This is a genomic window from Mesorhizobium sp. WSM4820 (assembly GCF_055811075.1).
Genome location: NZ_JBVVQN010000003.1, coordinates 262,059 through 276,585, shown reverse-complemented (window position 1 = coordinate 276,585; position 14,527 = coordinate 262,059). Strand labels below are relative to the sequence as shown.

Annotated in this window: 13 protein-coding genes and 1 pseudogene; 3 read left to right on the top strand and 11 right to left on the bottom strand. The window is 60.0% G+C overall.

Features of this window, described 5'->3' with window-relative positions; all coding sequences use genetic code 11:
• Window positions 1-32: 32 nt before the first annotated feature.
• The gene (locus AC0L2R_RS07235; protein WP_473508266.1) at window positions 33-1,985 is read right to left on the bottom strand and encodes a polysaccharide biosynthesis protein; all 1,953 of its coding nucleotides are present in this window, start codon (window positions 1,983-1,985) and stop codon (window positions 33-35) included.
• Window positions 1,986-2,195: 210 nt separating this feature from the next.
• Between AC0L2R_RS07235 and AC0L2R_RS07230 the strand changes: the two genes are divergently transcribed.
• On the top strand, window positions 2,196-3,404 hold the full coding sequence (locus AC0L2R_RS07230; protein WP_473508265.1) for a sugar transferase: 1,209 nt from the start codon (window positions 2,196-2,198) through the stop codon (window positions 3,402-3,404).
• Between the two features lie 420 nt (window positions 3,405-3,824).
• On the opposite strand, the gene AC0L2R_RS07225 is transcribed toward AC0L2R_RS07230, so the two are convergent.
• The 4 genes and pseudogenes from AC0L2R_RS07225 to AC0L2R_RS07210 all read right to left on the bottom strand — a co-directional run bounded on the left by AC0L2R_RS07225 (window position 3,825) and on the right by AC0L2R_RS07210 (window position 6,602).
• Window positions 3,825-4,571 (bottom strand): glycosyltransferase family 2 protein, encoded by a 747-nt coding sequence (locus AC0L2R_RS07225; RefSeq protein ID WP_473508264.1) that lies wholly within the window; start codon window positions 4,569-4,571, stop codon window positions 3,825-3,827.
• Window positions 4,572-4,642: 71 nt separating this feature from the next.
• Window positions 4,643-4,750: pseudogene (locus AC0L2R_RS07220) on the bottom strand (GDP-mannose 4,6-dehydratase); the annotation flags it as partial.
• A gap of 281 nt (window positions 4,751-5,031) precedes the next feature.
• On the bottom strand, window positions 5,032-5,589 hold the full coding sequence (nusG, locus tag AC0L2R_RS07215; RefSeq protein WP_473508263.1) for a transcription termination/antitermination protein NusG: 558 nt from the start codon (window positions 5,587-5,589) through the stop codon (window positions 5,032-5,034).
• A 428-nt stretch (window positions 5,590-6,017) separates the two neighbouring features.
• Entirely contained in the window at window positions 6,018-6,602 is a 585-nt protein-coding gene (locus tag AC0L2R_RS07210; RefSeq protein ID WP_473508262.1) for a biotin transporter BioY, read from the bottom strand.
• A gap of 125 nt (window positions 6,603-6,727) precedes the next feature.
• Here AC0L2R_RS07210 and AC0L2R_RS07205 point away from each other — a divergent pair, with 125 nt between their 5' ends.
• Window positions 6,728-7,636 (top strand): MBL fold metallo-hydrolase, encoded by a 909-nt coding sequence (locus tag AC0L2R_RS07205; RefSeq protein ID WP_473508261.1) that lies wholly within the window; start codon window positions 6,728-6,730, stop codon window positions 7,634-7,636.
• 28 nt (window positions 7,637-7,664) lie between these two features.
• Here AC0L2R_RS07205 and AC0L2R_RS07200 read toward each other — a convergent pair whose 3' ends face one another.
• From AC0L2R_RS07200 to AC0L2R_RS07180, 5 genes are read right to left on the bottom strand one after another with little or no spacing between them, the layout of a single operon-like run.
• Window positions 7,665-8,579, bottom strand: a complete 915-nt coding sequence (locus AC0L2R_RS07200; RefSeq protein ID WP_473508260.1) for a phosphorylase family protein — start codon at window positions 8,577-8,579, stop codon at window positions 7,665-7,667.
• 49 nt (window positions 8,580-8,628) lie between these two features.
• Window positions 8,629-9,420 carry an ABC transporter permease gene (locus AC0L2R_RS07195; protein WP_473508259.1) on the bottom strand — a complete coding sequence of 264 codons (792 nt, stop codon included), beginning with the start codon at window positions 9,418-9,420 and terminating at the stop codon, window positions 8,629-8,631.
• Entirely contained in the window at window positions 9,413-10,300 is an 888-nt protein-coding gene (locus tag AC0L2R_RS07190; protein WP_473508258.1) for an ABC transporter permease, read from the bottom strand. The genes AC0L2R_RS07195 and AC0L2R_RS07190 overlap by 8 nt, the downstream gene beginning before the upstream one ends.
• The gene (locus AC0L2R_RS07185) at window positions 10,297-11,334 is read right to left on the bottom strand and encodes an ABC transporter ATP-binding protein (protein WP_473508257.1); all 1,038 of its coding nucleotides are present in this window, start codon (window positions 11,332-11,334) and stop codon (window positions 10,297-10,299) included. The genes AC0L2R_RS07190 and AC0L2R_RS07185 overlap by 4 nt, the downstream gene beginning before the upstream one ends.
• 28 nt (window positions 11,335-11,362) lie before the next feature.
• Window positions 11,363-12,403, bottom strand: a complete 1,041-nt coding sequence (locus AC0L2R_RS07180; RefSeq protein ID WP_473508256.1) for an ABC transporter substrate-binding protein — start codon at window positions 12,401-12,403, stop codon at window positions 11,363-11,365.
• A gap of 146 nt (window positions 12,404-12,549) precedes the next feature.
• On the opposite strand from AC0L2R_RS07180, the gene AC0L2R_RS07175 reads away from it, so the two are divergent.
• Window positions 12,550-13,599, top strand: a complete 1,050-nt coding sequence (locus AC0L2R_RS07175) for a LacI family DNA-binding transcriptional regulator (protein ID WP_473508255.1) — start codon at window positions 12,550-12,552, stop codon at window positions 13,597-13,599.
• Between the two features lie 89 nt (window positions 13,600-13,688).
• Here the strand turns inward: AC0L2R_RS07175 and AC0L2R_RS07170 are convergent, their stop codons facing one another.
• The gene (locus tag AC0L2R_RS07170; RefSeq protein ID WP_473508254.1) at window positions 13,689-14,474 is read right to left on the bottom strand and encodes a DUF1499 domain-containing protein; all 786 of its coding nucleotides are present in this window, start codon (window positions 14,472-14,474) and stop codon (window positions 13,689-13,691) included.
• Window positions 14,475-14,527 lie beyond the last annotated feature (53 nt).

Sequence of the window (14,527 nt, the reverse complement as noted above, 5' to 3'; positions counted from 1 at the left end):
AGCGGCTGCACCCCAGCATCTCTATACTAGCGTCATACTAAGTTAGCGCCGCCCCTCATCATCCTGGCAAGTTCCGTTTCCGGTCCCAAGCCGGATGTCATCTCGGTTGAATAGCCCTCGACCAACCGGTGCAACAGCCCGATGGTCGCATCCATGTCGGCGTCCTCGACCGCCGAGCGCAGTTCGAACAGGGCGTCATCGATCTCGCCCCCGCTGTGGGCCAGTGAATCAAGGGATCTCATGATCTTGGGATGTGCCGTGGGAAGTGCTGTGCCATCCACAAGAAGCTCTTCGAAAAGCTTCTCACCGGGCCTCAGGCCGCTGAAGACTATTTCGATATCACCATAGGGATTTGCGTCGTCCTTCACATCCAGTCCTGACAAATGTATCATGCGCTTCGCAAGATCGAGGATCGAAACAGGCGGTCCCATGTCGAGCAGGAAGACGTCACCGCCGTGGGCCATGCTGCCGGCCTGAATCACGAGTTGTGCCGCCTCCGGAATGGTCATGAAGTAGCGTATAACTTCAGGATGGGTGACGGTCACGGGGCCACCCGCCGCGATCTGCTTCTGGAAGAGCGGAATGACGGAACCCGATGAGCCCATGACGTTGCCGAACCGAACCATGCTGAAGACAGTGGTCTTGCATCGCTGTTGGGCCTTCTGAAAGACACGTTCGGCCAGCCGTTTAGAAGCCCCCATGACGTTGGTGGGGCGCACGGCCTTGTCGGTCGAGACGAGAATTGCCCGGCCTACGCCACAGCGCGCGGCAACCCTCGCCACACACTCAGTTCCGAAGGTGTTGTTGCGGATGCCCTCAAAGGGATTAGCCTCTACCAGGGGCACGTGCTTGTATGCGGCCGCATGGAAAATTGTTTCCACACCATGCCGTCTTATCGTTTGCTCAAGTCTTGGCTCATCGCGGACGGATCCTAGAACGGCGTGCAGGTAGACGCCGCGGGGTGCCAATTGGGAAAGTTCGTGCTCGATGGAGTAGAGGCCGAATTCCGACATCTCGTAGAGCACGAGGCACCTAGGGTCGGCAGCAACGATTTGTCGACAAAGTTCGGAGCCGATCGATCCGCCGGCCCCCGTCACCATGACGGTGCGGCCACGGACGGATGTGAACAGATCGAGGTCCGGATCAACAGTATCGCGACCGAGCAGTTCCTCCACACCGACATTACGCAGCTTGTCGATCGACTCGATGCCGGATACGAGTTCCGCCATTGAGGGAATCGTCTGGACCTGCACAGGGCGCTGGGACAGGAATTCCACGATTTCCTTCCGCCTCGCCCTTGATATCGACGGCAGTGCCAGAAGAACGTCGCTGACGCCGAACCGCGCGAGCAGCGCGTCAAGATCTGCCGGAGAATGAACCCGCCGACCTGCAAGGGAGCTGCCGGCCAGGCTAGGCTCATCATCCAGAAAGGCCACGGGCCTGAATTCCTTAGCTGCATCCAGTGCAGAAACCAGTTGCAGGCCACTTTGACCTGCCCCGTAGATCAGCACCGGTCGTCTTTCAGTGCCCCGCTCGTTCAGCCATCGATAGTAGCTCCGGCCGATCATTCGAACCGCGATCAGAGAGCAACCGAGGACGAGCGCGAAAATAATGGGCGTGGAGCGAGGTATGGACAATCGGGTGTCGAAATAGCCAAAAGAGGTTAAAACAAGAGAAAGCAATATGGTTCCCTGCAGGATGCACAATGCGCCATGCCTCCCCATCGATCTCATCACTACCCGATAGAGACCGAGCGAATAGAATATTCCAATCCCTACCAACGGAAGCGCAAGCAAAAGCCACCATCCCGTGTTCCAGACAAATAGGGGCCACACCGATCCGAGCCTTATCGCGACAGACGCCCAGAGGGAGAAGGCGACCAGCAGCGCATCAACGGAAGCCAGAATGAACTTCTTCTGGGAGCGAGTAAGGCCGTTGACCCATGCGTGCGGCCGGTCCAGCATAGTTTCAAGACTTGAAATCATCAAAACTCCAGATAGAAAGGTACGCAAAAAACGTATCCTTGAGGTGCCCTTCCGCAGACCGCAGGGCGCAAGCGGGTAGCTCCGGATTTTCGCCTCACATAGAAAGACGCTTGCGTCAATCGGAAGCTCTTTCGCGAAAAGATCACACAGGAGAACCTTCCAAATGCCGCGGACTAACCAACTGGCCTTCGTTCAGCCAATAGGTGATCAATGCGAGTAGCGATAACAGGAGCCTCTGGCTTCGTAGGCCGGCACCTAGTACCTCTACTTAAAGAACGCGGAGCTGAACTGCTCCTTATTGGAAGAGATCCGGCTCGACTTGAACAAATGTTCCCGGAGGCATCGACCTGCACCTATGATGAACTCCCCGTTCGGGGAATTGGTTACGATACCCTTGTTCATTTGGCCGTGCTGAACAATACAGCATTAGCGAGTAAGGCTGAATTCATAGCGGTCAACGTGGAACTCATGGTCGACACCGTGGCTGCCGCGCGACAAGCCAGCATCCCGCACTTCATAAATGTCTCGTCGGTCCACGCGCTTGATCCATCGAACACGAGCAAGTACGCCTACAGCAAGCGGGTCGGCGTGGAATGTCTGAGGCTCGAGGAAGGGATCACGATTACCACGGTATATTTGCCCTTCGTCTACTCCAAGCAGTGGAGTGGTAGACTCAGTATCATGAATCGTCTGCCCGACAGTCTTGCCCGTATGTTATTCATGCTTCTACAAAGCCTGAAACCTGCCGTTAACGTTGAAACGGTCGCGAAATACATCGTAGGCGTGGCGACAGCCGAGAGGGAATCAGAGATTATTCTGTCCGACACCCAGGAGCAGAACCTCTTCTTCACGGTCTGCAAACGTACGCTGGATCTCTCATTCGCTCTCGGGGTGGGCGTGCTGTTCTGGTGGGTGTTTCTCATTATCAGCGTGTTGATCAGAATCCAGTCGGAAGGCCCGGCAATCTTTGCCCAGGAACGCGTAGGCCTCCATGGGCGCAGTTTCACGTGCTACAAATTCCGGACTATGAAGTTGGGAACGACGCAAGCCGGAACTCATGAAGTTTCTGCCTCATCAATCACCTCACTGGGCGGTGTCCTGCGGAGAACCAAGCTGGATGAATTGCCCCAAATCTGGAACATCATTCGAAACGAGGCCAGCCTGGTCGGCCCACGCCCCTGTTTGCCGGTACAGACCGAACTGATCGAAGCGAGGAAACGTCGAGGGGTTCTTAATATCAAGCCTGGCATTACCGGACTGGCACAGATCAATAACATCGACATGACCGATCCCGAGAAGCTTGCTAGATGGGATCAGCGGTATGTTGCCCTTCAGGCACTGCTGCTCGACCTGCGAATTATCCTCGCAACTGCAATAGGGAAGGGAAGAGGCGATAGGGTGAACACCGAAACCGCCTAAATATCTCGGCATCTACCACTGTGGGCGCAATGACCTTGGAGACCTCAGAACTGCCAAGGGACTGTTCATGATTGTAATCTCGCGACAGCGGCATAGTGAGACCAAGCACCTCCGCAAATCTGATAGGCAACACGCTGCGAGGGCTACGAACGATGAAGTCAAGGGCGTCCGGCAGAGGTTCGAGACGACAAGATCGCCCAGTGTAGCCCAGTTGAAATACACTACGTGCAAATTGACCGACATTGGCACCGATGTCCAGGGATGCAGTCAGGACTCTTCGTGTTGATTAAGTATTTATTCGGAGATCGAATCGCGTGCGCAAGCTTGTCGGTCTTATTTCGATTCCAAGCCGCTGCGCGGCTTTTCGTGGTGAGAGCTGCAAGTGTAACAAGTGTAAAAAGTCATTTTTTTGCCTATTGGTTACCAAGAGAAAAACTGTCCAATCTTGCGCGCGGGCTTCGCGAACAATGCGTAATCAATGCGCGGACTGCCAAGCCATTGCCTTCTTGATCTCAGCGACTCAAATCCGTGTGCGATATGCGACCGCAACCCCGACGTGCTTTTCCCGCCGGGAAGCATGTCGACCATAACGTGATCGATCGTCGCGAGGCGGAATTCGGTTTTCTCCACCGCCCTCAGCATCCAGTCATAGTCGGAAGCGATCGCCAGGGAGAGATCGAACAGTCCGACCGTCTCTGCCACCTCCCGTCGGACATAAAAAGTTGGATGCGCAGGCGCCCACCCGGTCCGGAAACCCCTCGAGGGACGGGAGGCCGCGCGCCAGCGACGGATGACGGCCTTCTCCTCGTGGCTGCGGACAAAATCCAGATGGCCGTGAACCATCTCTGCGCTGTTTAGTGTTCTTGCGATTCGCGTCAAGACTGTTGGATCATGATAGGCATCGTCTGAATTCAGCACACCGAAAGCGTCGCCGCTGTAAAGACGCAACGCCTTATTCAGAGCGTCGTACATGCCCTTGTCCGGCTCGCTGCAAACCACTAAGCGGTCCTGCGGATAGGCTCGGACAATCGAAAGCGTCTCGTCGGTGGATGCACCGTCGATGACGACCATTTCCTTGTCCTCGTGGTCCTGGGCAAAGAAACTGTCAAGCGTATACCGGATCGTCGTGGCAGCGTTCCTACAAACCGTCAGGACTGAAATCCTCACCGCCTCAGCCCTGTCTCACTGTGCGGCGATCCGGTTGTGCTCCTCGTGGAGGCGCCGGTGCTACGCCTCCAGCGGCGCTTTATGCCGTGAACCTCGTAGCCTTTTTCAAGCAGCAATTCCGCCAAGTAGGCGCTGTCCTGTCCGGTGATGCCGGTGACCAATGCTTTTCGTTGTGACAACAGAATTCTCCGTCCGCTTGTGGTCTGCTCGGGTTGTTGAGGAACGCTCGGCTCGGGCTATGTCACCGGGAGCGTGTGTTGCTGAGATCGTCGCCCCTATGAATACGCCAACTCATGAAAGTCGGAGCGTCACTTCGGCTAGGTAGTTATACGTCAGTTCCAAGCCTTCCCGCAACGCGCTGGCGCCGAACCGGTCTAGGCCAACCACAATGGCTACCGCACTCCTGGGTGAACCCGAGAGCCGACTTTGCAGCAGCTTGCATCGCATAACCGAGCGTCAATTATGCGATCGCGACGAGTTCCCTTGAATCCATGTCAACAGGGATCTCGCCATTCATGATGGCAACCAGGACCCGGGCCCTTCCGGCTGGATCGAGCCGGTCAAGGCGACCGATCATCTCCGCGAAAGGACCTGAGAGAATCCGAACCGAGGCGCCTGCAGTAAGGCCTCCACTGAAATCAAGCAAGCCGTCCTTGCCTGTCAGGGCAATGAACCGCTCCACCAGCCCCGACGGGACCGGCAATGGCCGCTCGCCCTGCATGATGAGGGAGCGCACACCGAACGTTCCATTGACCGAGCGCCACCGCTGCAGCGCCACATCGAGGGCGATGAACATGTAACCTGGAAAATAGACCGCCGGTCGCGTCTCGATTCGCCGGGCATGACGAATTGTCTTCTCGCAGCGAGGGATAAACGGGTGAAACCCCTGCAGCCGGAGATGCCGTTCGGCGACGTCTTCTTTTCCCGGAAAAACGCTGGCGGCATACCAGCGCGCTGCGGCGCCGACCGCGGGCCGCTGCGACGCTGCCTTAACAGTTGATTTTTCCGGGGTGATCACAAGTATCCTTCTCGGCACTCCTGGCACGGTCGGGGCAAGCGTTACGACAGTGCGAAGATACCAGCAAGCAACCATGTCGCGAGAATCGATGCGGTTGGTCGAATCCTGTTAATTGTCCACTACTTTAGCTGCGCCTAATAGTCATCGCGCCGCTTTCTTTATTAGCTATCCAGCAGCTGTATCGAGCAATTGCGTCGATATGTAGCTGCCTGGTTACGCTGACTCGCGACCAACCGCCGGCTCTTCTGGTCCTTAATCGGCCGATTTGAACATAGTGTGACGGTATCGTTAGCAAAGCGTTACCGACCGCTTGGCGGCGGCCTGCTTTGACGAGAACTCGCGGCAGGCCGTTCGCTGAAACGGGACCATTCCACGATCTGTGGTTGCGTGGACTCGATCAGTGCCGCGCCCGATCTATCGACCAAGGTTCAGGGGCGCCTGAGCAGCGACCAGACGGCGGGCACAAGGCTCGCCGCCAGGCCGACCTTGATCAGGTCGCCGACGATGAACGGCACGACGCCGAACTGCCATGACTTTTCCGGGCCGATGAGCAGCGCCAGCCAGGCAAAGCCCATCGCCATCATGACGATTTCGGCAACCAGCATCGCGTTGAAGAGCTTGACCGGATGGCGGTCCCAGCCGCGATCGGCGGCCCAGCCAACGATCGCCGCCATGACGACGAAGCCGAAGAGATAGCCGCCGGTCGAGCCGAGCATGTAGGCAATGCCGATGCCCTTTTCCGGCGTGCCCTGGAAAACCGGCAAGCCGATGGCGCCCTCCGCCATGTAGAGAAGCAGCGTGGCGACGCCGAGGCGCATGCCGAACGCAGCTGATATCAGGAACACGGCCAGGGTCTGCATCGAGATGTCGACCGGCCCGAGCAAAACCCTGGTCTTGGCCGACAAGGTCAGCAGCAGCGTTCCAACGATCGCCAGCAAAAGCTGCGTCGCCAGGCGGGCCGCACCCTTTTCAGGCAGAGCGAGAGAAACAAGCGGCGTCGTTGCAATTGCCATGGTCTTCCTCATTGCGGATTGCCGCAGATCGCGGCCTTGCGTTTTCCTATATTGGCTTCCGTGTTATGCGGCAATCGGTTTTGGCGACATCGGTTTTGCCGCCTCTGGAACAGGGCTGAACTGCCATGGCGCTGAAATTCGACACCGACTTCGACCCGGCCTACGGCCAGGGCGTGACCGTTGCGCCCGACGTGCTTCGGATCACCGCGAAAAATCCCGGCCCGTTCACATTCTACGGCACCAACAGCTACATCGTCGGGCGCGAGACGCTGGCGGTGATCGATCCGGGGCCGGATGACGAGGCGCATCTCAAGACATTGCTCGCGGTGATCGCAGACAGGCCGGTCAGCCATATTTTCGTCAGCCACACGCATCGCGACCATTCCCCGCTGGCAGCGCGGCTGAAGCAGCACACCGGTGCGATTGTCCTGGCCGAGGGCCCGCATCGGCCGGCAAGGCGGCTGCGCACAGGCGAAATCAATCCGCTCGACGCCAGCGCCGACACCGCCTTCAATCCGGATGCCGCGCTTGCCGACGATATGGTGGTCGAAGGCGACGGTTGGGCGATCAGAACGGTGCTGACGCCGGGCCATGCCGCCAATCATGCAGCCTTTGCGCTGGAGGGAAGCGGTATCCTGTTCTCGGCCGATCATGTCATGGCCTGGGCGACCTCCATCGTTGCGCCGCCGGACGGCGCCATGGCCGACTATATGGCCTCGCTGGATCGACTGATCGAGCGCGACGACCGCCTGCTGCTGCCCGGCCATGGCGGGTCGGTGACAGCGCCGCGCAGCTTCATGCGCGAGCTGAAGTCGCATCGCAGGATGCGCGAGCAAGCGATCCTGGAGCGGATCAGAAGCGGCGACCGGACGATCAAGGAGATGGTCGCGGCGATCTATCGGGATACCGATCCGCGCCTGCACGGCGCGGCCGGGCTGTCGGTGCTTGCCCATCTCGAGGACCTGGTGGCGCGCGGCCTGGTGAGCACCGACGGCGACCCGGACATCGACGGCATTTTCAGCCTGCCTGGCTAAGCTCCCGCCAGAACTGCCCTCCTCAGGCTCAGAACCGGCTGGAACGCTCTTCAGGTTGAGGCGACTTCAGACCTTGGCAAGAGCATTGCGAATTGGCCGGAAGTCGCGCGGCGGTCTCCAGCGCGACAAGCGAGGCTGTCATGGACAGATTGGGCAGCACGTCCTCCTGCAGCAATTTCTGGCGGTTGCGGTCCATATAGTCGTTAAAACCCGCCGTGACGAACGCACAGGGCACGAAGCAGGCGCCGATCTCGCGCGCCAGGGTCGCCTCAGGGGCGATGGAATGGTTAAGCACGTCCGCCCCCATGCCGCGATAGGCCAAGGCTTCGGCCGGGGTTGTCAGCCGCGGCCCATAACAATGGGCAGCCACCAGTTGCTGTTCGATGCCATGAACGCGGGATGGCCAATGGCGGCGGGCCGTCTCGGCCAGAACCGCCGCGCATCTTGGGCATACGATCTGCTTGCCCGAACAGTCGAAACTCTGGCGGTCCGGAAGCAGTGAAAACGGGGTCTGCGTCAGTTCGATGATATCGGCGGGCACCACCATGTCGCCGGGCTGGATCGCCTTGTTGACGGCGCCAACGGTCGAGCAGGCGAGGACCTGCCGCACCCCCGCTTGCATCAACACCCAGAACGCGCGGCGATGGCAGGAATGGTCGATATGGTCGCGGGGATTGCCATGCGAATACATGCACAACGCCCGCTTTGCTCTGCCTTCGGCTGAAATCGAGGCATCGAACTCGAGCAACTTCCAGTTGTCGGAACGACCGAAAGGCGTTTCAAAACTCATGTCGCGCCGCAGCGTGCGCACGCCCTCGAAGCCGACGTCTTCCGGGAAGGCAAGCCCCCAGTTTGCCGACCCGGTGATGATCGCCAAGCCTAGCTGAGGTATGTCGGTCGATCGGTCCGCCGGAGCACCGGCCGCGTGATGATTTTGGGGCATGCTTCCCATCTTGATCAGGATATTGGCTCGGTGAGGATTTTTGGCTCGGTCAGGATTTTTGGCGAAGGGCGACGATCACGACGACGACCACAACAATGGCGGTCCACAACGTCGAGATCGCCGCAATGGTCGGATCGATCTGATCGCGCAGCGAGATGAACATGAGCTTCGGCATCGTGCTGTTGCGACCACTTGCCACGAAGATCGAAATCACCGACTCGTCGAGCGACGTCAGGAAGGCCATCAATGTCGCCGACAGCAGGCTGAGCCGAAGTTGCGGAACGATTATTCCGCCAATTGCCCTGGCCCAGTCCGCGCCGAGGCTGCGCGCCGCCTGAACCTGGTTCCAGTCGAAGCGAGCCAGGGCGGGCAACAACACGATGCACGCCACCGGAACGGCGAGCACCACATGTCCGACCAGCACACCGAACAGCGTTCCGACCAGGCGTTGCGCCGCCAGCACAAAGAACAGGCCGATCGCCAGCAGGATTCCCGGGGTGACCGAGGGGGTGAGCAGAACGCCCTGGATGGACGCTGCGGTCTTGCCGCCCAGCCGATTCATCGAGATGCAGGCGAGCAGCGCAAAAGGCACCGCGATCAGCGCCGTCAATGTCCCGAGGATCAGGCTCGTCCTGAGTGCTGCCATCCACGTCGCCGAGCCGAAAAAATTCTCGTACCAGCGCAACGAGTAGGCGTGCGGCGGAAACTCGAGGAGATTGGACGCCGAAAACGAAAGCGGCACCACCACGAGCGTCGGCAACATCAGAAATGCCATGACAAGAGCAGCAAAGCTCCACAGGACAATGCGGAAGAGCCGGTTTTGCGGATAGGCCTCAAGCATGGGAGGCTGCCACTGCGTTCTGGGCCAGCAGGCGGCGTGCCGCCAGCAGCATCACACCGACCAGCGCCATGAGAACGAGGAGCAGAATGCCCAGGACGCTCGCCGACCCCCAGTCCTGAAAGGTCGATAGCGCACGCTCGATCCGGGTAGAGAGAGGATTTACCTTGCCGCCGCCAAGCACCGCCGGCGTGATGAAGAAACCGATGGAATAGATGAGCACGATGACCGAACCCGAGAAGATGCCGCCGGCCGAAAGCGGCATGATGACGGTGCGGATGACCTGCCCGAGCGTGGCGCCCATGCTCGCTGCCGCGCGAACGAGGTTTGGGTCGATATCGCGCATCGCGGCATAAACCGGCAGCAGAAAGATCGGCAGCATGTAGTGAACCATGCCGATCAGCGTTCCGGTAAAATTATAGACCAGCGGAAAAGGCTCCGCCGTCAGGCCAGAACCAGTCAAAGCCGCGTTGACCAGGCCATCGCGCCGCAACAGCACGAGCCAGCCATAGGTGCGCACCAGGATAGCGGTCCACAACGGCAGCATGACGAAGGCCATCAGCACATTGGCCACCCTTGGCCTGGCGCTGGCCAAGGCGAGTGCCAGCGGCGTGCCCAGAAGAATGCAGATCGCCAGCGTGCCGAGGGACAGTTCAAGGGTGGTGACGAGCGCCGACCATGTCAGTCCGCTCGAAAGCACTTTGGCGTAGTTGCCGACAGTGTACTCACCGCCTGTGGTCAAAAAAGATTGCCGGATGATCCAAAGGATGGGCAATATCGCCGCCAATCCAACGATGAACAGCGCCGGCAGCGAAAGCGAAAGAAAAAACCGCCGCTCGCGGCGCGCATCCGCCAGCAGCGCAGGATCCACGGTGACGGTCACGCCAGCGCTCCCGGTATGGCGTGAACCTTCGCTGCTGGTGCATAGGCGATCATCCGCTGACCGGCGGCAAGCTCGGCGCAGCCGCCGGCCAGCGCTGCCGGAATGCAGACAAGGACCTCCTGGCCACCGTCGAGCGCCAGCGTCAAAAGCCAGTTCTCGCCGCGGAACGCCTTGGCGCGCAGCGTTCCTTCGAGAGCCACTGCGTCTGCACCGACGAGCTTCGCATCAAGATGGAAGCTTTCGGCGCGAATCATCAGGGTCTCGCGCGCCGCTTCGGCGCCGTCGATCCTGCGCACCGAGCCCGGCGGCACGATGTTGGCCTCGCCCATGAACTCGGCGACGAAGCGGGTCGACGGACGATCATAGATCCGCTGCGGCGTATCGATCTGCTGGATGCGGCCGGAATTCATCACCGCAATCCGGTCGGACATGATCAGCGCTTCGCGCTGGTCGTGGGTCACATAGATTGTGGTGATGCCCAGGTCATCGTGCAGACGCCGGATCTCGTACTGCATGGTTTCGCGCAGATTCTTGTCGAGCGCCGACAGCGGCTCGTCCATCAGCATTACGCGCGGTTCGAAGACGATAGCCCGCGCCAACGCCACCCGCTGACGCTGGCCGCCGGACAGCGCGGCGATATTGCGCTCCGCCAGGCCATCCAGCTTCACGCGGGCCAGGGTGGCAAGCGCCCGCTGACGCGCCTCCGCTCTCGGCGTCTTGCGCAGCGCCAGCGGATACGAGACATTCGCCAGGACATTCATGTGGGGAAACAAGGCGTAATTCTGGAAGACGATGCCGATGTCGCGTTTGTTGGGCGCCAGGCGGGTGATGTCGCGATCGCCCAACAACAGCCTGCCGGCATCCGGCCGGACAAAACCGGCCAGAGCCATGAGCAGCGTGGTCTTGCCCGATCCCGATGGCCCCAGCAGCGTGAGGAACTCGCCAGCTTGAATGTCGAGCGAGACATCATCCAGCGCGACGTAGGACCCGTAAGCCTTGCTGACGCTGTCGATGGTGATCGGGAGCGACTTCATCATCTGCTCCAGCCTTGTCAGCCGAGGCTCAGCGGGCCATCATCTCATCGAAGGCCTGTTGGGCAGCCTCGCCGTTCTTGACCCACCATTGTGAATTTGAAAACACCGAAGTGCCGGCATTTTCAGGCGCGGTCGCAAGCGTCTTCAGACGGTCCTCGGGAATCAGGCCACCCTCATAGGCCGCAGGATTGACCGGGCCATAGGCGATGAAATCGGTCAGCTTCGCAACACGCGCGGGCTGCGTGATCGCTGCGATGAGCTTCATGGCGGCTTCCTTGTTCGGCGCTCCCTTCGGCACCCCGAGGCAGTCCGTGCCGATGACCGAACCCTTGAACGTGTAGTCAGCCGCGCCGCCATCTTTTTTCACGGTCTCTGCCCGTCCGTTCCAGGTAACGACCAGATCCGCCTCACCGTCCTTCAGCAGCTGCGCGGACTGGGCTCCCGAGGTCCACCACACGGCGACATCCGGTTTGATCGCTTCAAGCCGCTTGATGGCGCGCTCCAGCCCTTCCGGCGTGCTGAGCACGGCATAGACGTCCGCCGGCGCCACGCCATCGGAGAGAAGCGCGATCTCGATCGAGTCCTGCGCATTGGCGCGCAACGCGCGGCGGCCCGGGAATTTGGCCACGTCCCAGAACTCGGCCCAGGTCTTCGGCGGGTTGTCGCCATAGGTCTTGGTGTTCCACGACAGGACGGTGCCATAGGAATCGAACGGATAGCAGTAGTCGGATGCGGCACCCTCCGGCACGGATTTGGCATCGATGATCTTGTAGTCGAGGGGCTCGAGCAGCGATTGAGCGGCGGCCTGGGCGCCTTCCGGCGAGCCGAGGTGGATAATGTCGGTCGCAATTGCCCCCGAGGTGACCTGCATCTTCAAGGCGGCCAGGCCGTCGCTCAGGGTCTCCTCGCGGACATCATAGCCAAGCTCTTTTGCAGCAGGGCCCCACATGGCCTCTTTCATGGCGTTGCCATAATCGCCGCCTGCGGTCGTGATGGTGAGTGTTTGCGCATGGACGGGCACGGCAGCCGAGATCGCGAATGCTGTTAAGGAAATGCGCAGCCAGGACATAGGTTCTCCTCCCGAACGTCATCAAATATTGCCTGAAATGGCCATTTATTCGTAATCGTAACGTTACGATTGCATCAGAACACGCAGGAGTCAAGCTGCTTGCGACGGGCGTTCGGATTGACCGGGATGTCGAATCCGGTAACGTTATGGCGGTCAGCAAGTCAGCCGGCGCTTTCGCAAATGAAGTCGGGCGAACAATGGCCAATCTAAAGCAGATCGCGGCGGAACTTTCCCTCTCGGTGACCACGGTGTCCCGCGCTCTGAAGGATGGGCCGGAAGTGCAGCCCTCGACCATTGCCCGCGTCAAGGAGGCGGCCAAGCGGGTCGGCTATATGCCAAATCATCATGGTCGTGCGCTCAAGACCGGTCGAACGCTGACGCTGACGGCAGTACTGCCGATGGAGACCCGAGATCATCTGTCCGATCTGTTGAAGCTGCCTTTGATCGAAGGCATGACGCTGGCGGCGCGAAAAGCCGGTTATAGTCTGTCCATCTATTCCACCACGCCCGACGACGATCCCGTCGAGAGCGTGCAGCGGCAGCTTCAGGCGCGCAGCACGGACGGACTGATCATCACACGCCTGGTGTCGGGTGATCCGCGCGTAAAACTGCTGCTGGATCAACGCATGCCATTCGTCGCGTTTGGAAGAACCGACCTGGATACCGCGTATCCTTATGTCGATGTCGACAATGAACAGATTGCCTACGAGGCAACGCGACGGCTCATGGACAAGGGCTGTCGACGCATTGCATTGCAACTTCTGGTTCCTGAGGATCACGGAAGTGCCATGCGTCTTTCCGGCTATGCAAGGGCAATGGCCGAGGCCGGTATTCCGATCGACCAATCGCTGATCGGTCATGGCATGTTCACCATGGAATCGAGCGCAGCCTGGTTCGATCGCTTGCTGGCTTGCTCAGATCCGCCGACAGGCTTGGCATGCGCCAACGAACTGGGCCTGCTGGGGGCGCTGCACGCTCTTGGCAAAAGAGGTCTTGCGCCGGGCAGCGACGTCCACATCGTCACGCGTGACAGCACACGGCTGGCACGCTTCCTGCCGGCAAAGATCGAAGTTCATTCCGTCGATATGGCGGCTGTCGGACGCAAGCTTGTCGAAGTCCTGGAGAGCCGGATCATCAATCCGCTTGGGCCGGTAGAGACAATTTTGCTCAAGGGTGAATTCGAGCCGGCCGAATAGCCTGTTCGCATACTCAACCACTGATTGTATCGGCCGCATTTCTGTGGCGTCAAAGCGATTCCGCTTTGGCTGTAAAAATGCTCTGGACGTCACTCGGCCGGGGCCGTACCGACCTGGCCGGCGACTTCCTGATCCAGCTCGGCCAGGAAATCCACGATGCGGGCCGAATTGTCGCCAAGGTCGTAGCGGCCGTAACGCGAGGCCGAACGCATGTCGACGAGGACCGCATCGCCATCGTCGGTCACACGGATGGCAACGTCGGCGGGAAGGCTGAGGATGAAGCTCCTGGCCAGGGCGTTGATCGTCACCTCGCTTTGCCCGATCGCACGCGGAAACGGCGCCGTTAGCTGCCAGTCCCGCCGATCGAGCACGGTTGCGACGGCTTCCAGGGCCCGATCGAAAGGCAGTTGATAGCTGCGACTGGTGACAAGCGGATAGGTCTCGGCCTGCAGGCGCCGCTCGCCCGGGGTCGGCGGCGACAGCGCGTTCATATCCGCGGTCCGGGTGCTGGCGTCGAGCACCGGCGGATCGTCGAAATCCGTCGAGATGTCCCTGAGCGGTGGAGAAGTCGCTGCCCAATAGGCGGCAATGCCAAAAGGAACAAGCACCAGCAATGCCAGCACCGCGCCGACGCTGAGATCGCGACCGCCACGGTCGCCGAAATTCCAAATTCTCGAAAAGGCAAGGCCGGCGAACAACAGCGCCAAGGCGGCAAGCAGCGCGACAATGCCGAGCACCCAAAGGAAAGCCGGCGTTTCAACAAGCCGATAGCGGTGGCCGACAAGAACGGTCAGCAGCAGGACCGCCGAAAAAGCGCCTGTCCGCCGCGACCAGCCGGCCGCCCTCGACGTCTGTCGCTCGGGAGTTTTCATCATTTTCAGCACTGCTTCACCCCGGACCGGCGCTTAAGCCGTTCAGCGGCGGCTTG

What these genes read in the sequence shown, in the direction of transcription:
- AC0L2R_RS07235 (WP_473508266.1), bottom strand. Translation starts at nt 1,985, where the DNA reads ATGATTTCAAGTCTTGAAACTATGCTGGACCGGCCGCACGCATGGGTC.
- AC0L2R_RS07230 (WP_473508265.1), top strand. Translation starts at nt 2,196, where the DNA reads ATGCGAGTAGCGATAACAGGAGCCTCTGGCTTCGTAGGCCGGCACCTA.
- AC0L2R_RS07210 (WP_473508262.1), bottom strand. Translation starts at nt 6,602, where the DNA reads ATGGCAATTGCAACGACGCCGCTTGTTTCTCTCGCTCTGCCTGAAAAG.
- AC0L2R_RS07205 (WP_473508261.1), top strand. Translation starts at nt 6,728, where the DNA reads ATGGCGCTGAAATTCGACACCGACTTCGACCCGGCCTACGGCCAGGGC.
- AC0L2R_RS07200 (WP_473508260.1), bottom strand. Translation starts at nt 8,579, where the DNA reads ATGCCCCAAAATCATCACGCGGCCGGTGCTCCGGCGGACCGATCGACC.
- AC0L2R_RS07195 (WP_473508259.1), bottom strand. Translation starts at nt 9,420, where the DNA reads ATGCTTGAGGCCTATCCGCAAAACCGGCTCTTCCGCATTGTCCTGTGG.
- AC0L2R_RS07185 (WP_473508257.1), bottom strand. Translation starts at nt 11,334, where the DNA reads ATGAAGTCGCTCCCGATCACCATCGACAGCGTCAGCAAGGCTTACGGG.
- AC0L2R_RS07180 (WP_473508256.1), bottom strand. Translation starts at nt 12,403, where the DNA reads ATGTCCTGGCTGCGCATTTCCTTAACAGCATTCGCGATCTCGGCTGCC.
- AC0L2R_RS07175 (WP_473508255.1), top strand. Translation starts at nt 12,550, where the DNA reads ATGGCGGTCAGCAAGTCAGCCGGCGCTTTCGCAAATGAAGTCGGGCGA.
- AC0L2R_RS07170 (WP_473508254.1), bottom strand. Translation starts at nt 14,474, where the DNA reads ATGATGAAAACTCCCGAGCGACAGACGTCGAGGGCGGCCGGCTGGTCG.